This is a genomic window from Pseudonocardia nantongensis (assembly GCF_046546495.1).
Lineage (GTDB): Bacteria > Actinomycetota > Actinomycetes > Mycobacteriales > Pseudonocardiaceae > Pseudonocardia > Pseudonocardia nantongensis.
Window position 1 is genome coordinate 128,142 of sequence record NZ_JBKGXT010000009.1, and the last position, 16,008, is coordinate 144,149.

Annotated in this window: 14 protein-coding genes and 1 riboswitch; of the genes, 4 read left to right on the forward strand and 10 right to left on the reverse strand. The window is 75.5% G+C overall.

The window, feature by feature from the left end; genetic code table 11:
- Positions 1-87: 87 nt before the first annotated feature.
- From ACLFMI_RS12030 to ACLFMI_RS12065, 8 genes are all read right to left on the reverse strand, one after another.
- Entirely contained in the window at positions 88-459 is a 372-nt protein-coding gene (locus ACLFMI_RS12030) for a hypothetical protein (RefSeq protein ID WP_410947882.1), read from the reverse strand.
- Between the two features lie 36 nt (positions 460-495).
- Positions 496-669, reverse strand: a riboswitch (cobalamin riboswitch).
- A 19-nt stretch (positions 670-688) separates the two neighbouring features.
- Entirely contained in the window at positions 689-2,458 is a 1,770-nt protein-coding gene (locus ACLFMI_RS12035) for a chloride channel protein (RefSeq protein ID WP_410947883.1), read from the reverse strand.
- A gap of 28 nt (positions 2,459-2,486) precedes the next feature.
- A complete protein-coding gene (cobA, locus tag ACLFMI_RS12040; protein WP_410947884.1) occupies positions 2,487-3,707 on the reverse strand; it encodes a uroporphyrinogen-III C-methyltransferase in 1,221 nt (406 codons plus the stop codon).
- A 216-nt stretch (positions 3,708-3,923) separates the two neighbouring features.
- Positions 3,924-4,346 (reverse strand): cobalamin biosynthesis protein, encoded by a 423-nt coding sequence (locus tag ACLFMI_RS12045; protein WP_410947885.1) that lies wholly within the window; start codon positions 4,344-4,346, stop codon positions 3,924-3,926.
- Positions 4,347-4,356: 10 nt separating this feature from the next.
- Positions 4,357-5,769, reverse strand: a complete 1,413-nt coding sequence (locus ACLFMI_RS12050) for a cobyrinate a,c-diamide synthase (RefSeq protein WP_410947886.1) — start codon at positions 5,767-5,769, stop codon at positions 4,357-4,359.
- Positions 5,770-5,773: 4 nt separating this feature from the next.
- Positions 5,774-6,388, reverse strand: coding sequence for a cob(I)yrinic acid a,c-diamide adenosyltransferase (gene cobO, locus ACLFMI_RS12055; RefSeq protein ID WP_410947887.1), 615 nt, complete (start codon positions 6,386-6,388; stop codon positions 5,774-5,776).
- Between the two features lie 35 nt (positions 6,389-6,423).
- Positions 6,424-8,664 (reverse strand): VWA domain-containing protein, encoded by a 2,241-nt coding sequence (locus tag ACLFMI_RS12060; RefSeq protein WP_410947888.1) that lies wholly within the window; start codon positions 8,662-8,664, stop codon positions 6,424-6,426.
- On the reverse strand, positions 8,661-10,187 hold the full coding sequence (locus ACLFMI_RS12065; protein WP_410947973.1) for a cobyric acid synthase: 1,527 nt from the start codon (positions 10,185-10,187) through the stop codon (positions 8,661-8,663). The genes ACLFMI_RS12060 and ACLFMI_RS12065 overlap by 4 nt, the downstream gene beginning before the upstream one ends.
- A 50-nt stretch (positions 10,188-10,237) precedes the next feature.
- Here ACLFMI_RS12065 and ACLFMI_RS12070 point away from each other — a divergent pair, with 50 nt between their 5' ends.
- Complete coding sequence (locus ACLFMI_RS12070) at positions 10,238-11,086, forward strand: SURF1 family cytochrome oxidase biogenesis protein (RefSeq protein WP_410947889.1); 849 nt, start codon at positions 10,238-10,240, stop codon at positions 11,084-11,086.
- A gap of 5 nt (positions 11,087-11,091) precedes the next feature.
- Here ACLFMI_RS12070 and ACLFMI_RS12075 read toward each other — a convergent pair whose 3' ends face one another.
- Entirely contained in the window at positions 11,092-12,114 is a 1,023-nt protein-coding gene (locus tag ACLFMI_RS12075) for a cobalamin biosynthesis protein (RefSeq protein ID WP_410947890.1), read from the reverse strand.
- Positions 12,115-12,164: 50 nt separating this feature from the next.
- Between ACLFMI_RS12075 and ACLFMI_RS12080 the strand changes: the two genes are divergently transcribed.
- A complete protein-coding gene (locus ACLFMI_RS12080) occupies positions 12,165-12,794 on the forward strand; it encodes a flavin reductase family protein (protein ID WP_410947891.1) in 630 nt (209 codons plus the stop codon).
- A gap of 49 nt (positions 12,795-12,843) precedes the next feature.
- Here the strand turns inward: ACLFMI_RS12080 and ACLFMI_RS12085 are convergent, their stop codons facing one another.
- Complete coding sequence (locus ACLFMI_RS12085; RefSeq protein WP_410947892.1) at positions 12,844-14,547, reverse strand: AMP-binding protein; 1,704 nt, start codon at positions 14,545-14,547, stop codon at positions 12,844-12,846.
- A 174-nt stretch (positions 14,548-14,721) separates the two neighbouring features.
- Here ACLFMI_RS12085 and ACLFMI_RS12090 point away from each other — a divergent pair, with 174 nt between their 5' ends.
- Positions 14,722-15,402, forward strand: coding sequence for a hypothetical protein (locus ACLFMI_RS12090; RefSeq protein ID WP_410947893.1), 681 nt, complete (start codon positions 14,722-14,724; stop codon positions 15,400-15,402).
- 180 nt (positions 15,403-15,582) lie between these two features.
- Entirely contained in the window at positions 15,583-15,990 is a 408-nt protein-coding gene (locus ACLFMI_RS12095) for an SsgA family sporulation/cell division regulator (protein ID WP_410947894.1), read from the forward strand.
- The last annotated feature ends 18 nt before the right edge of the window (positions 15,991-16,008 follow it).

Consider the following 16,008-nt stretch of genomic DNA (forward strand, 5'->3'; position numbering starts at 1 on the left):
CCGCACCGCCGGCCGGGCCCGGGCGTGCCAGCACGTGCGCGCGGACACCCCGGCGCGGCGGCGGACACCCGGCGCGGCGGGCGGGGGTCAGCCGATCAGCGGGCTGCGGTGCGGTGGGGCCACCCGGGCCCCGGCCGGGACGCGCACGTCCAGCTCCGGGACGGCACGGGTCAGGCCGTCGAGCACCGAGCCGAGGGCGGCGTCGGCGGCGGGGTCGCCGGACACCAGCAGCACCGCGGCACCGGCCGACCGGCTCGCCGCCCACGCCGACACCCGGGCGACCGCGTCCCGCGGCGTGACCCGCTCGACCCGCCACGCCTCGGCGTAGAACAGGGCGACCGACTCGGGATCGTCGGCCCGGGGCGGGAAGGTGAACACGGTGTCGGCCTCCGCGAGCGGGTCGGCGGGGCCGGTGGCGGGGTCGGCTGCGGTGCCGAGCACCGACAGGACGGGGTTCATCGCAGGTCCTCCTCGAGGGGTCCTCGCCCTCAGCGCGGGAATCGTGCGACGACGGCGCAGTCTCCTGGCTCCCGGATCGTCACGCGCCCCCGGCCTTCCCGTCCGCGTCCGCGGCGGTGACCGTGTGCTGGGGACACGCTCCCCGATGACAGTGGCGGGACCGCGCCGGACTCGCACCGGCTTCCTGCCACCGTCGTCGGGTCGAGCCCATCACGCGGACTGACGACGGTCAACCGATCCCGGCCGACCCCACACCCCGCAGGTGGTCGAGCACGTCGTGCTCGGCGAGGGTGCCGCGCACCGGGCCGTCCGGGGTGTCGCGGACCGCGAGCCGGGTGCCGCGGTGCCGGGCGAGCAGGTCCAGCACGTCCCGGACGGGGGTGTCGGCGCCGAGCACCGGCAGCCCCGGATCCGCCGGGGCGGCGTCGGCGCCGAGCACGGACGGCCCCGGATCGGCCGGGGCGGGGCCCGGGCCGTCGCTCGCGACACCGGTCCCGGCGGCCGGCCGCTCGTCGACCAGCGGCGTGCCCCGCGGCACCAGGGCGCCCTCGACCGGCCGCATCAGCTCGCCGACGGTGACCCGGCGCAGCGCCTCGTCCACCGGGGTGTCGGCGGCGATGTCGATCCCGCGCCGCAACAGCTTGAGCGTGTAGATCGTGTCCCGCGACACCAGGTTGCTCAGCCCGGTGGCCAGCACGACGGCCGCCATCAGCGGCAGGATCAGCGCGTAGTCGCCGGTCAGCTCGAACACGATGAGCACCGCGGTGATCGGCGCGTGCGCGGCCCCGGCGAAGACCGCCGCCATCCCGACCAGGCCGAACGCGCCCGGGTTCAGGTCCAGCGCCGGGAACGCCGCGCTCGCCGCGATCCCGAACGCGGTGCCGGCGGTGCCGCCGACGAACAGCGACGGCGCGAACACCCCGCCCGAGCCGCCGATCCCGATCGTCAGGCTGGACGCGAGGATCTTGCCGACGACCAGGAGCAGCAGGAACCCGAGCGCGTACCGGCTCTCGATCGCGTTCTCCAGCACCGGGTAGCCGACCCCGTACATCTGCGGCAGCGCGAGCAGCAGGGCGCCGAGGAGCAGGCCACCGACCGCGGGGCGCAGCCACTCCGGGCCGCGCCAGACCCGGTCGCAGGCGTCCTCGACGACGTAGAGGATCCGCGCGAAGGCCCAGCCGAGCAGCCCGGCGAGCAGGCCGAGCACGGCGTAGAGCGGCAGGCTCGCGGCACTGCCGAGCTCGAAGTGCGGCAGGGTCAGGATCGCGGTGTCGCCCGCGATCAGCTTCGCGACGACGTTGGCCGTCACCGAGCTGATCACCAGGACGCCGAACGCCTCGGCGCTGAACGAGCGCAGGATCAGCTCCAGCCCGAACACCACACCGGAGATCGGCGCGTCGAACGTCGCGGAGATCCCGCCGGCGGCGCCGCAGCAGACCATCAGCACCATCCGGGTGGAGGGCACCCGCAGCCACTGCCCGATCGCCGAGCCCAGCGCGGAGCCGATCTGCACGATCGGGCCCTCCCGGCCGACCGAGCCGCCGGTGCCGATGCAGATCCCGGAGGCGAGCGCCTTCACCCCGGCCACCGTCGCCGGGATCCGGCCCCCGTTGCGGGCGACGGCGACCATCACCTCGGGGACGCCGTGGCCGCGGGCCTCCGGCGCGAACCGCTGGACCAGCGGGCCGTACACGAGCCCGCCGAGCACCGGAGCGACCAGCAGGAACCAGAACCCCAGTACGGGCAGGTGGGTCGAGGCCACCCGGCCGGCGTCGGAGAAGTCCGCGCGGCCGGTGACCAGCCAGGTCACCCCGAGGATCAGCTCGTGGAACAGCACCGATCCGAGGCCTGCCCCGAGGCCGATGATCAGCGCGAGGCCGACCAGGCCGGGACGGGTGCCGACCAGGGTGCGGTGCAGGGCGCGGCCGGCACCGCGCGGGCCCGCGAGGGCGCCGCCGGTCATCTCCTCCGGCATGCCGCCGAGGGTTGCATATTGCACGATTGCAGTGTGCAACCTGTTGCCGGGCTCACGACCCGACGGGTGCCTCCAGGCCGGCCACCGGCCCGATCACCACGATCGCCGGCGGGCTGATCTCGTGCTCGGCCGCGACCCGCGCGGCCGTCGCCAGGGTGCCGCGCACGCTGCGCTGGATGCGGGTGGTGCCGTCCTGCACGATCAGCATCGGGGTCTGCGGGTCCCGGCCGTGCTCGACGAGCACCTCGGCGAACCGGCCGAGCCGCTCGACGGCCATCATGAGCACGATCGTCCCGCGCATCCGGCCGAGCGCCGCCCAGTCGGTGAGGCTGCGCGGGTCCTCCGGGGCGACGTGCCCGGACACCACGACGATCTCGTGCGCCACCCCGCGGTGCGACACCGGCGTCCCGGCGACGGCGGGGGCGGCGAACGCGCTGGTGATCCCGGGGACGACGGTGACCGGCACCCCGGCCGCGGCGCAGGCCTGGACCTCCTCGAACCCGCGGCCGTAGACGAACGGGTCACCGCCCTTGAGCCGGACGACGAACCTGCCGGCCCTGGCGTGCTCGATCAGCAGCTCGTTGATCCGTTCCTGGGCCATCGCGCGGCCATAGGGGATCTTGGAGGCGTCCACGACCTCGACGTCGGCCGGGAGCTCGTCGATCAGGTCCCGCGGGCCCAGCCGGTCGGCGACGACGACCTGCGCCCGGGACAGCATCCGCCGGCCGCGCACGGTGATCAGCTCGGGGTCGCCGGGACCGCCCCCGACCAGCGCGACGCCGGCCTGCGGGGGCTCCGCGTCCTCGTCCACGGCACCGGACTGCAGCGCCTCGACCAGCGCGGTCCGCACGGCGGCCGACCGGCGGTGCGCGCCGCGGGCCAGTACGCCGACGGTGAGCCCGTCGTGCGCACCGGTAGCCGGGGTGACCGCGCTGCCGGCGGCGCCGTCGTCGGCGCGCACGCAGAAGATCCGGTTCCGCTCGGCCTCGGCGGTGACGGCGGCGTTCACGGCCGGGTCGTCGGTGGCCGCGATGGCGTACCAGGCACCCTCCAGGTCGCCGTCGGTGTAGCGGCGGGCGGTCCAAGTGACCTCCCGGGCCGACGCCATCCCCTCGACGGCCGGGGTCACCTCGGGCGAGACGACCTCGACGACCGCGCCGGACGCGATCAGGCGGGCGGTCCGGCGCTGGGCGACCTGCCCCCCGCCGACGACGACCGCCCGGCGTCCGGACAGGTCCAGGCCGACCAGGTACTGCTCGTGCTGCGCGCTCAACGACGTTCCTCTCCCGGGGTGTCCGTCCGCGCCCGGACACGGCGGCGGGAGCCCCGGGTCGCACCGGGGTCCCGCTCGACGGCGACGATCGAGGATAACGACCGGTGCCCGGCTGTCCGAGACCGCGGAGGCCAACCCCACACCACGACAGCCCCGGCCCCGCGGTGTGGCGCGTGGTGTGGGGGCGCGCCGGCCGGGGTCTCGGCGGGTCGGGGCTCAGCGGGCCCGGCGGGCGACGGCGACCGTGACGCCGTCGCCCGCGGTCTTCGGCACGATCAGCATCGCGCCGGGCCCGGCGGCGAGCAGCGCGGCGGCCTCGGCGACGCCCGGGGTGCCGGTCGCCGCGGCGACCCGGGCGCTGGGGTGCGGGACGGCCACCCCGGCGAGCGCGGGGGCGGTGAACCCGCACGGCACGGCGGGCGCCAGCGCGTCGAGCAGTCCGGGCTCGGCGGCCCGGACGTCGAGGGTCGCGAACGTCGCCCGGGTCAGGTCCAGCCCGTGCGTCGCGGCGACCCGGTCCAGCAGCGTCCGCACCGGCTCCGCCCCGATCCCCGGTCGCAGCCCGATCCCTACGGTGATCGAGGGTCGTGGAGCGTGGCGTTCGCCCACCGAACGTTCCGCTCCAGAACCGTCGATCACGGGCCGTCGATCATGCGACCGGGGCGGCGGCGACGAACCGGGCCACCGCGTCCGGCACGCCGGCGGGGTGGGTGTGCAGGAACGACGCGTGCACCCCGTCCTGCACGAAGCCCTCGGGCTCGCCGCCGCGCCAGGCCCAGGCGGGCGCCGCACCGGCGCGGGGGTTCACGGCGCAGCGGTGGAACTCGTGCGCCCCGGTCCGGCTCCCCGCCGGGAACAGCGGCGACCCCGACACGGCGACGGCCTCCCGGTAGCCCAGGGTCAGCCGCGGGCTCATCGCAGCGGCGGCGTCCAGCACCCCGCACATCGGCGTCCCGTCGAGGTCGCGGCACAGGTAGAGCAGGCCGCCGCACTCGGCGTGCACCGGCGCCCCGGACGCGGCCAGCCGGGCCACCGCCGCCCGCAGCGGCGCGTTCTCCCCCAGCGCCCCGACGTGCTCCTCGGGGAACCCGCCGGGCAGCACCAGCGCCGCGGTCCGCTCGGGCAAGCCCGGGTCGCGCAGCGGGTCCAGCGCGACGACCTCGGCGCCCGCGGCGCGCAGCAGCTCGGCGTGCTCGGCGTACCCGAACCCGAACGCCGGTCCCCCGGCCAGCGCCACGACCGGGCGCGCAGCGCCACCCGGTCCTCCGCTGCTCGCCGCCGCGCCGCCCGGTCCCGCGCCGCCCGTTGCACCGCCGCCCGGGCCCGCCGCGGCGGCGATCTCGGCGGCCGGGTCCCAGGCCGGGCCGTCGGGCAGCGGGCGGGCCAGGGCCAGCACCGCGTCCAGGTCGACGTGCGCCGCGACCAGCTCGGCCATCGCGTCCACGGCCGCCGTCGCGGCGACACCGTGCTCCGCGGCGGTGATCAGCCCGAGGTGCCGGGACGGCACGGCCAGCTCGGCCCGCCGCGGCACCGCGCCCAGCACCGGCAGGCCGACCTCGTCGGCGGCGGCGCGGAGCACCTCGGCGTGCCGCTCCGACCCGACCCGGTTCAGGATCACGCCCGCGACCCCGACGGTGTCCTCGAACGACCGGAACCCGTGCAGCAGCGCCGCCAGCGACCGGGACTGCCCGCGGACGTCGACCACCAGCACCACCGGGGCGCCCAGCGCGGCCGCGACCTGCGCGGTGGATCCGGCCCCGTCCGGGATGCGCCCGTCGAAGAGCCCCATCACGCCCTCGACGACCGCGACGTCGGCGCCCCCGGCGCCGTGCCGGGCCAGCGGCGCGATCCGCTCGGGCCCCTGCAGGACGACGTCGAGGTTCCGGCCGGGCCGCCCGGCCGCGAGGGTGTGGTAGCCGGGGTCGATGTAGTCCGGGCCCACCTTGAACGGCGCGACCCGGGTCCCGCGCCGGGCGAGCGCGGCCATGAGGCCGGTGGAGACGGTCGTCTTCCCACTCCCCGACGACGGCGCGGCGATCACCACCGCCGGTGGCGGGCTCACGCGGTCACCACTCGATCCCCCGCTGCCCCTTCTGGCCATCGTCCATCGGGTGCTTGACCTTGCCCGTCTCCAGGACCAGGTCCGCGGCGTCGATCAGCGGTTGCGGAGCGTCCCGGCCGGTGATGATCACGTGCTGCTGCCCGGGCCGGTTCGTCAGCACCTCGACGACCTCCTCGACGTCGATCCAGCCCCACTTGAGCGGGTAGGTGAACTCGTCGAGGACGTAGACCCGGTGCTGCTCGTTCTCGATCCGGCGGCGGATCTCGGCCCAGCCCTCCGCGGCGTCCGCGGCGTGGTCGGTCTCCGAGCCGCGCTTGCGCGACCAGCTCCAGCCCGAGCCCATCTTGTGCCACTCCACCGGCCCGCCCTGGCCGGTCTCGGCGTGCACCCGGTCCAGCGCGCGGAACGCCTCCTCCTCGCCGACCTTCCACTTCGCCGACTTCACGAACTGGAACACCCCGATCGGCCAGCCCTGGTTCCAGCCGCGCAACGCCATCCCGAACGCCGCCGTCGACTTCCCCTTCATGACGCCGGTGTGCACCACCAGCAGCGGCCGGTTGCGGCGCTGGCGGGTGGTCAGCCCGTCGTCGGGGGTGCTGGTGACCTGTCCCTGCGGCACTGCGCTTCTCCCTTCAGTGCTGATGTTCGCTGCGCTCAGGCCGCTCGTGCCGTGCGCACGAGGTCGCCCACGCTGCCGGCGGTCAACTCGTCCAGGGTGACGTGCTCGCCGCCGGCCGCGGCGGCCAGCGGCGCGGCCAGCCCGAGCCGGACGTACCCGGTCTCGCAGTCGACGACGACGGTGTGCACCCCGGCCGCGGCCAGCAGCCCGGCGGCCCGGCGGGCGTCGGCCACCGGGTCGCCGCCGGGGCGGGCCGCGACGGTGGCGCGGCCGTCGGTGAGCAGCACCAGCAGCGGGCGGCGGCGCGGGTCGCGGCGCCGCTCGGCGGCGAGCACCGTGCGGGCCTTCAGCAGCCCCTCGGCCAGCGGGGTCCGCCCGCCGGTGCGGAGCTTCGCGAGCCGCTGCTGCGCGGTCGGCACCGACGACGTCGGCGGCAGCGCCAGCTCCGCGGTGCGGCCCCGGAACGTCACCAGACCGACCTTGTCCCGGCGCTGGTAGGCGTCCCGGAGCAGGCCAAGCACGGCGCCGGACACCGCGGTCATCCGCTTGCGGGCGGCCATCGACCCGGACGCGTCGACGACGAACAGCACCAGGTTCCCTTCCCGGCCCTCCCGCTCGGCGCGCCGCAGGTCGGTGCGCCGGACCAGCAGGCCGGCGCCGCGTCGCCCGCGGTCGCGCTGGTGCGGGGCGGCGGCCAGCACGGTGGCCGGCAGGTGCAGGTCGGCGGCGCGGGTGGTGCCGCCGCCGGTCGGGCGGACCACCCGGCCGGTGTCGGTGCGGGCGCGGGAACGGCGGCCGGGTGCGCCGGCACCCAGGCCGGGCACGGTGAACTTCCGGACCGTCGAGGAGCGCAGCCGCGACGCCTCGCCGAGCACGACGGCGCGTCCCTCCCCGCCGTCGCCGCCCCGGGCCGTCGGATCGTCCTGGTCCCCGGGTGGGTCGGGCGGCCCGTCGGTGGCCTGCGGCTCCTCGGTGCCTTCGGAGTCCGCGGCTCCGTCGGCCAAGTCCTGCTGATCGGCCGGCCCGCCCGCGGGGCCGGATGGCGGGGTGCCGGAACTGTCGGAGCCGGCCGCGTCGTCGGGGCCGTCGGGACCGTCGCCGCGCTCGCCGCCGTCGGAGCCGTCCGGACCGGTGTCCGGGGCGTCCTCGGGCGAGCCCGGGCCGCCGGGGTCGGGATCATCGTCCGGGTCGTCCGGGTCGTCGTCCGGGTCCTCGTCCGGGTCGTCGTCGAGGTGCTCGGCGGCGTCCCGCAGGGCCTGCTCGAGTTCCTGCTCGTCGAGCCCGGGCTCGTCGAACGGGTCCCGTCGCCGGCGGTGCGGCAGCGCCAGCCGGGCGGCGACCCGGACATCGTCCTCGGTCACCGCGTCGCGGCCCTGCCAGGCCGCGTGCGCCGCCGCGGCCCGGGTGATGACCAGGTCGGCGCGCATGCCGTCGACCTCGAATCGGGCGCAGACGAACGCGATCCGGCGCAACTCCCGGTCGTCGGTGACGACCGTGGACACCCGCTCCCGCGCGGCCCGCAGCCGGTCCGCGGTCGCGGTCTCGTCGGTGGCGAACCGGGCGGCGAACCCGGCCGGGTCGTCCTCGAACGCCATCCGGCGCCGGGTCACCTCGACCCGGGTGCCGACCTCGCGCGACGCCCGCACCTCCACGGTCAGCCCGAACCGGTCGAGCAGCTGCGGGCGCAGCTCGCCCTCCTCCGGGTTCATCGTCCCGACCAGCAGGAACCGGGCCGCGTGCGAGACCGAGACGCCGTCCCGCTCGACGTGCGCGCGGCCCATCGCGGCGGCGTCGAGCAGCAGGTCGACCAGGTGGTCGTGCAGCAGGTTGACCTCGTCGACGTAGAGCACACCGCGGTGCGCCTCGGCGAGCAGGCCGGGCTGGTAGGCGCGGCGCCCCTCGGACAGGGCCCGTTCCAGATCCAGCGACCCGACCAGGCGGTCCTCGGTGGCGCCGACCGGCAGCTCGACCAGCCGTGCCGGGCGGGCGTCGGCCCCGGCCCCAGCCCGGTGCGGCCCGTCCGGGCAGTTCGGGTCGGGTGCCGCCGGGTCGCAGCCGAACCGGCAGCCGGGCACGACGTCGAGCTCGGGCAGCAGCGCCGCCAGCGCGCGCACCGCGGTCGACTTCGCGGTGCCCTTCTCCCCGCGCACCAGCACCCCGCCGACGCCCGGGTGCACGGCGTTGAGCAGCAACGCCAGCCGCAGGTCGTCGTGCCCGACGACGGCGGAGAACGGGAACCGCGGGGTACTGCTCGGGGACGTGCTGGTCGTGCTCACGGCCGTGAGGCTGCCAGACCGGAACCCAGCACCGGGAGGTCGGCGGGCGCACCGTGTCGGATCACATGTTCAAGTGACGACGTATCGAGATGATGTTCGACCAGGTCGGCGAGCAGATCCGCCTGCCTGGTGCGTTCGGCCGCGAACGACGTGTCCTCCGCCACCGCGAACCCCCGCCGGCCGGCCTCGGCCGCCAGCCGGGTGAGCAGCAGGCGGCGGAACCCGTCGTTCTCGGCGATCCCGTGCCAGTGCGTGCCGAGCACGTGGCCCCGGTCGGAGCCCTCGTCCCCGACCAGACCCGGCTCACCGGAGCGCCGCACCCGTCCGTGGTGGATCTCGTAGCCGGTCACGGTCTCGCCCCAGGCGGTCCCCGTGGGGTTCCCGAGGTGCTTGTTCGGGTCGAAGGCGATCTCCAGGTCGAGCAGCCCCAGCCCGTCGACGCGGGTACCCGGCGCGGCCTCGACACCGTCCGGGTCGGCGATCGTCCGCCCCAGCATCTGGTACCCGCCGCAGATCCCGAGCACCGGCCGGCCGGCCGCCGCGTGCGCCAGCACCGCGTCCGCCATCCCGGACGAGCGCAGCCACGCCAGGTCCGCCACCGTCGCCTTCGACCCCGGCAGCACGACGACGTCGGTGTCGGCGATCCGGGACGGCTCGGTCACGTAGCGCACCGCGACGCCCGGTTCGCAGGCCAGCGCCTCGGCGTCGGTGGCATTCGAGATCCGCGGGAAGCGCACCACCGAGACGCGCAGCCACTGCTCGCCACGCGGCGGCGCGGGCCGGCCCAGCACGCCGTCGCCGACCGCGGACAGCGAGTCCTCGGCGTCGAGCCAGAGCCCGTCGGCGAACGGCAGCACGCCGAGGGTGGGCCGCCCGGTGAGCCCGCGGAGCTGCTCCAGGCCGGGGTCGAGCAGCCGCGGGTCGCCGCGGAACTTGTTGATCACGAACCCGGCGATCGCCGTCTGGTCCGCCGGGTCGAGCACGGCGAGCGTGCCGAACAGGTGCGCGAGCACCCCGCCCCGGTCGATGTCCCCCACGACGAGCACCGGCAGCTCGCTCCGGCGGGCGAGCCCCATGTTGGCCAGGTCGGTGGCCCGCAGGTTGATCTCCGCGGGCGATCCGGCGCCCTCGCAGACGACGACGTCGTAACGGGACCGCAGGTCGGCCAGCGAGGCGGTGACGACCTCGGCCAGCGCGGCCGTGCGGTGCCGGTAGGACAGCGCGGACACCTGCCCGTCCGCCCGGCCGCGCACGACGACCTGCGAGGTCCGGTCGCTGCCCGGCTTCAGCAGCACCGGGTTGAGGTCGACGCTGGGCGCGATCCCGCAGGCGAACGCCTGCGCGGCCTGGGCCCGGCCGATCTCCCCACCATCCGGGGTGACGACCGAGTTGTTGCTCATGTTCTGCGCCTTGAACGGCGCCACCGACACCCCGCGCCGGGCCAGCCAGCGGCAGATCCCGGCGACGACGGCGCTCTTGCCCGCGTCCGACGTCGTCCCGGCGATCAGTACCGCACCCCGCAGCTCACCCACGCCTCCAGTATCGCCGGGTCGGTCGTCGCTACCCTGAGGGTGTGCGATTCCTGCTCCGGCCCGGGTGGATCGCGTTCATCGTCGCGGTGTGCGCGTTCGTGGTGGCCTGCTACACGCTGCTCGCCCCGTGGCAGTTCTCCCGCGAGGCGCAGCGGGAGGGGCAAGCCCGGGCGATCGCCGAGGCCGATGCGACGCCGGCGGTGCCGTTCGCGCAGCTCGTGCCGGACGATGCGATCAACGACGGCGACGAGTGGCGGCGGGTGTCGCTGACCGGCGAGTTCGACCCGGCCGGGGAGGCCCTGGTCCGGCTGCGGGTGGTCGACGGCGCCCCGGCGTTCGAGGTGCTGACCCCGCTGCGCCTGACCGACGGCCGGACCGTGGTGGTGAACCGCGGGTCGGTGCCGGCCACCGACCGCAGCGAGGTGCCGGCGTTCGCCCCCGCCCCGGCCGGGACGGTGACCGTCGAGGGACGGCTGAAGACGAACGAGACCGACCCGTCCGCGCGGCCGCCGCTGCTGGAGAACGGCACGCGCCAGATCTACGCCGCGGACTCCCGGTCGCTCGCCGACGCGACCGGCCTGCGTCCCGTCGAGGGCGTCGTGGCGCTGGAGGAGGGCCAGCCCGGCGTGCTGCGGGCGATCCCGGTCACCCCGCCCGGTGGCGGCGCCCCGTTCAGCAACTTCTCCTACGCCCTGCAGTGGCTGACCTTCGGCGCGGTCGCCCTGGTCGCGCTGGGGATCTTCATCCGGCTGGAGCTGCTCCAGCGCCGCGGGAAGCGGGAGACCCGCGGCAGCCTGCGGGACCAGCTCTCGGGCCGGGACGGGTACGCCCCCGGCCCCGGCGCGGACGACGCCCCCCTCCGCGACGAGCACACCACCAGCGGCACCTGAGCACCTCAGCGAGCTGCCCGTGGCAGCGCGGTGCCACCCACACGATCCCGCCATCGACGCCACCCGTGGTCAACGGCGGGTGCCGGGCAGCACGCAGCGTCTCGCAGTGCCACCGCCCCGACGGCCAGCAGCCCCACGGCCCCCGCGACCAGCCGGGACAGCCGCGCCACCCGGTGCAGGTCGGCCACCGCGGGCACCGGCCCCTCCCCCAGCGACGGGCGTTCCTCGGTGCCGTAGGCGTACCTCGTCGAGCCGCCCAGCTGCAGGCCGAGCGCGCCGGCGACGGTGGCCTCGACCGGGCCGGCGTTCGGGCTGGGGTGACCGGCCGCGTCCCGGCGCCAGGCCCGCAGCGCGGCCCGCGGCGAGCCGCCGACCAGCGGCGCGACCGCGACCGTGACCAGCGCGGTGACCCGGGCCGGGAGCAGGTTGACCAGGTCGTCGAGGCGGGCCGGGATCCGACCGAAGCGGTGGTAGCGGGGCGAGCGGTAACCGACCATCGCGTCCAGGGTGTTCACCGCGCGGTACCCGAGCAGCCCCGGCAGCCCGGCGAGCGCACCCCATACCAACGGTCCGACGACCGCGTCCGAGGTGTTCTCGGCGAGCGACTCCACGCCGGCGCGGGCCATCCCGGCGACGTCGAGCAGCTCCGGGTCGCGCGCGCACAGGTGCGACACGCGGGCCCTGGCGGACACCGGGTCGTCCGCGTCCAGGGCACGCGCCAGCGCCTCCCCCTCGCGCACCAGAGACGTCCCGCCGAGCACCGCCCAGGTGCCGACCGCGGTCGCCGCCACCCGCGCGGCGGGCGGCAGCCGGGCGCGTTCGACGAGGACCCCGGCGCCCACGGTGGCCCCGACCAGGATCGCCGCGTATCCGGCGCCGGCCGGTACCGAGTCCCGGTAGAGCCGTCGCTCCAGGGCCCCGGCGAGCGCCCCGAACCCGGCGACCGGATGCCCGCGCCGCGGATCGGCGAGCACCGCGTCGGCCAGAATCCCGATCATCAGCCCGGCCGACCGGGCGCGAGAGCGCATACCGGGACGGTAGGACGGCGCCCCGGAGCCGGAGAGGGGAGGATCAGTGCATGCGCACGGACCTCACGCCGGACGAGATGGGTACCGGCCCGTTCTACAAGCTCCTGACCAGCGTCGTCGTCCCCCGGCCGATCGCCTGGGTGTCCACCCGCTCGGCCGAGGGCGTGGACAACCTCGCCCCGCACTCGTTCTTCACGGTGTCCTGCGTGGACCCGCCGATGGTGCAGTTCACCTCGGTCGGGATCAAGGACTCGCTGCGCAACGTCTCGGCGACCCGGGAGTTCGTCGTCTGCCTGGCCGGCGAGCCGATGTTCGAGAAGATCAACGCCACGTCGACCGACTTCCCCTCCGAGATCAGCGAGTTCGCCTCGGTCGGGCTCACTCCGGAGCCGAGCGCGACCGTCACCCCGTTCCGGGTGGCCGAGTCCCCGGTCGCGCTGGAGTGCACGCTGCACGCCAACATCGAACTGGGGAACTCGACCGTGGTGATCGGCCGGGTCACGCACGCCGCGATCGACGAGAGCGTGTTCGTCACCGACGCGCGCGGCAACTCGCTCCCCGACGTCCGCAGGCTCGCCCCGCTGGCCCGGCTCGGCCGCAACGAGTGGTCCCGGCTCGGCGAGGTCATCGAGATCTCCCGGATCCCGTACAGGGACTGGCCCGGCCACTACGACTCGTGAGTGGTTATCGCGGTCCTGACCGCGATAACCACTCACGGGCGCGCAGCGCCTACAACGTGTACTCGGTGGCAGGCTGCACCTGCGGATCGCCGTGCAGCTCCCCCTCCCGCCCGCGCAGCTCCACCCGCCGGATCTTCCCGGAGATCGTCTTCGGCAGGTCGAAGAACTCCAGGCGGCGGATCCGCTTGTAGGGCGCGAGGTTGTCGTAGGCGAACTGCAGGATCGACCGGGCGGTCTCCTCGTTCGGCTCGTGCCCCTGGGCCGGGACCACGTAGGCCTTCGGCACCGCCAGCCGCAGCGGGTCCGGCGACGGCACCACCGCGGCCTCGGCCACCGCCGGGTGCTCGATCAGCACGCTCTCCAGCTCGAACGGGCTGATCCGGTAGTCGCTGGCCTTGAACACGTCGTCGGACCGGCCGACGTAGGTGATGTAGCCGGCCTCGTCCCGGGCGCCGACGTCGCCGGTGTGGTAGAAGCCGCCGGCCATCGCCTCGGCGTTGCGCTCCGGGTCGTCGGCGTACCCGACCATCAGCCCGGTCGGGCGGTGGTTCAGGTCCAGGCAGATCTCGCCCTCGTCGCCGACCTCGCCGGTCGCCGGGTCCACCAGCGCCACGACGAAGCCCGGGATCGGGCGCCCCATCGACCCCGGCTTGACCGGCTGCCCGGGCGGGTTGGCGATCTGCACGCTGGTCTCGGTCTGCCCGAACCCGTCCCGGATGCGCAGTCCCCACGCCTTCTCGACCTGCTCGATGACCTCGGGATTGAGCGGCTCACCGGCGCCGACGACCTTCTGCGGCGGGGCCGTCAACGTCGACAGGTCGGCCTGGATCAGCATCCGCCACACGGTCGGCGGGGCGCAGAAGCTCGTCACGCCGCAGTCGGTGAGCACCGAGAACACCGACTCGGCGTCGAACTTCGCGTAGTTCATCACCAGCACGGTCGCCTCGGCGATCCACGGGGCGAACACGTTCGACCAGGCGTGCTTGGCCCAGCCCGGCGAGGAGATGTTCAGGTGCACGTCACCGGGCTCCAGCCCGATCCAGTACATCGTGGACAGGTGCCCGACCGGGTAGGAGACGTGCGTGTGCTCGACCAGTTTCGGCTGGGCGGTGGTGCCGGAGGTGAAGTAGAGCAGCAGCGTGTCGGAGGCCTTCGTGACGCCGTCCGGGGTGAACGACGGGTCGGCGTCGTACGCCTCTCCGGAGTAGTCCCGCCACCCGTCCACCGCGCCGCGGACCGAGATCCGGGTGTAGTCGCCGGCGACGTCGTCGAACTTCGCGGTGTCGGCCGCTCCGACGACCACGTGCCGCGCCCGCCCGCGGTCCACCCGGTCCTGCAGGTCGGACGGGGTGAGCAGGGTCGTCGCCGGGATGACGACCGCGCCGAGCTTCATCGCGGCGAGCAGCGTCTCCCACAGCTCCAGCTGGTTGCCCAGCATCAGGATGATCCGGTCGCCGCGCCCGACGCCCTGCGCGCGCAGCCAGTTCGCCACCCGGTTGGACCGCTCGGACAGCTCGGCGTAGGTCCAGTGCGCCTGCGAGCCGTCCTGCTCGACGATCCAGAGCGCGCGGCGGGCACCCCGCTCGGGGTCGGCGGCGGCGACGTCGAAGTGGTCGAGCGCGAAGTTGAACTCGTCCAGCTCTGGCCAGCGGAAGTCCCGGTGGGCCGTGTCGTAGTCCTCGCGGTGGGCGAGCAGGAAGTCGCGCGCGGCGAGGAACTTCTCGGTCGCGGCGGTGCCGGTAGCGGACGCCATTGTGCGTGCACCTCGTTGGCTCGTGGGTAGTGCGGGACCCCCGTCAGCCACGAAGGCGGTCCCCGGCCGTCATCGCGCACCCTAGTGGTCCCGCGTCACCCGGACGACGGGATCCTGCGCCCCGGACGGCGGTGTGTCGAGCTCCGGGCGGCCTCGCGGTTCTAGGGTGCCCGCGTGTCCGTACCGCACCTGCCGAAGGTCCCGCCCGCCACACGACGGCGCGGGCCGGCGCGGGTGCGTCTCGGGGCGGTGCGTCCGCGGCTGGTGCTGCGCGGCGTGCTGGTCGGCGGGGCCCTCCTGCTGCTGGCCGTGTTGCTGGCGAGCTGCGGGAACGCCGAGCTGCCCGCGGCGATGCGCACCCCGGCCCCGACGACCGCACCCGCCGCCCCGCCGTCCCCGACGACCGCACCCTCCACGACCGACTCCCCCACCCCGACGACCCCGTCCGAGCAGAAGTCCACAGGGGATTCCGGGAGCACCTCCGGCGAGGAGTCCGGCGACCCGGCCCGCACCGGAGGACCGGGCGACGGCAGGCCCGGCGGGAACGCGGCCCCCGCCCCCGCCGCACAGCCGGCCCGGCCGATCTGGCCGGCCACCGACGCCGCGTCCGCCCGGAACCTGCAGCAGCAGGTCGACCGGGGCAGCGACCCGTGGCTGCTCGACCCCGAGGAGGTCGCGATCTCCTTCGCCGGGTCCGAGCTGGGGTACCGGAACCCGAAGGTCGTCGTGCTCGCTCCGGGCCGGGTCGACCTGCAGGACGGCCGCAGCAGCGCGCAGGCGCTGGTCACGCTGCAGCAGACCGTCCGCAGCGGGCAGGGCGGGATCTGGCTGGTGACCGAGGTCGATCAGCGCTGACCCCGGGACTGAGCGCCGGTCCACCACCGCCATCTCGGTAGCGTGAGGTGAACGACAACGGCGCGAACGGGTGAATCCGGACCGAAGGTGCAGCATCCGGGGTCGCCAGAACGATGTTCCGGACAAGGCCGCCGCATCGGCGGCGGGCCGTCACGGACGTGCGGGAGAGGCGACAGCGAGATGACCAGCGACTCGATCCAGCAGGATGTCTTCACCGTTCTGCACGGGCAGGCCTCCCCGATCGTCAGCCGCTGGGCCTACCGTGCCGCGGACCCGTTCGCCATCTCGTTCTCGGTGCGCCGCTCGGCCGACCGCTGGATCGAGTGGCTGGTCGCCCGTGACCTGGTGATCGAGGGGCTGACCACGCCGACCGGGATCGGCGACATCCGGATGGGCCCGCGCCGGGTCGACGGGTACGACGTCGTGGAGATCGAGATCCGGTCGGACGACGGCTCCGCGGTCCTGGAGGTCGACCGCGACCTGCTCGCCCAGTTCGTGGACGCCACGCTGGAGATCGTCGACCTGGGCGAGGAGATCGACCACCTCGATCTGGACGCCGCGATCGCCCGGCTGACCAGCGCCGCCTGACGCCGCCCCCAGCGCTCG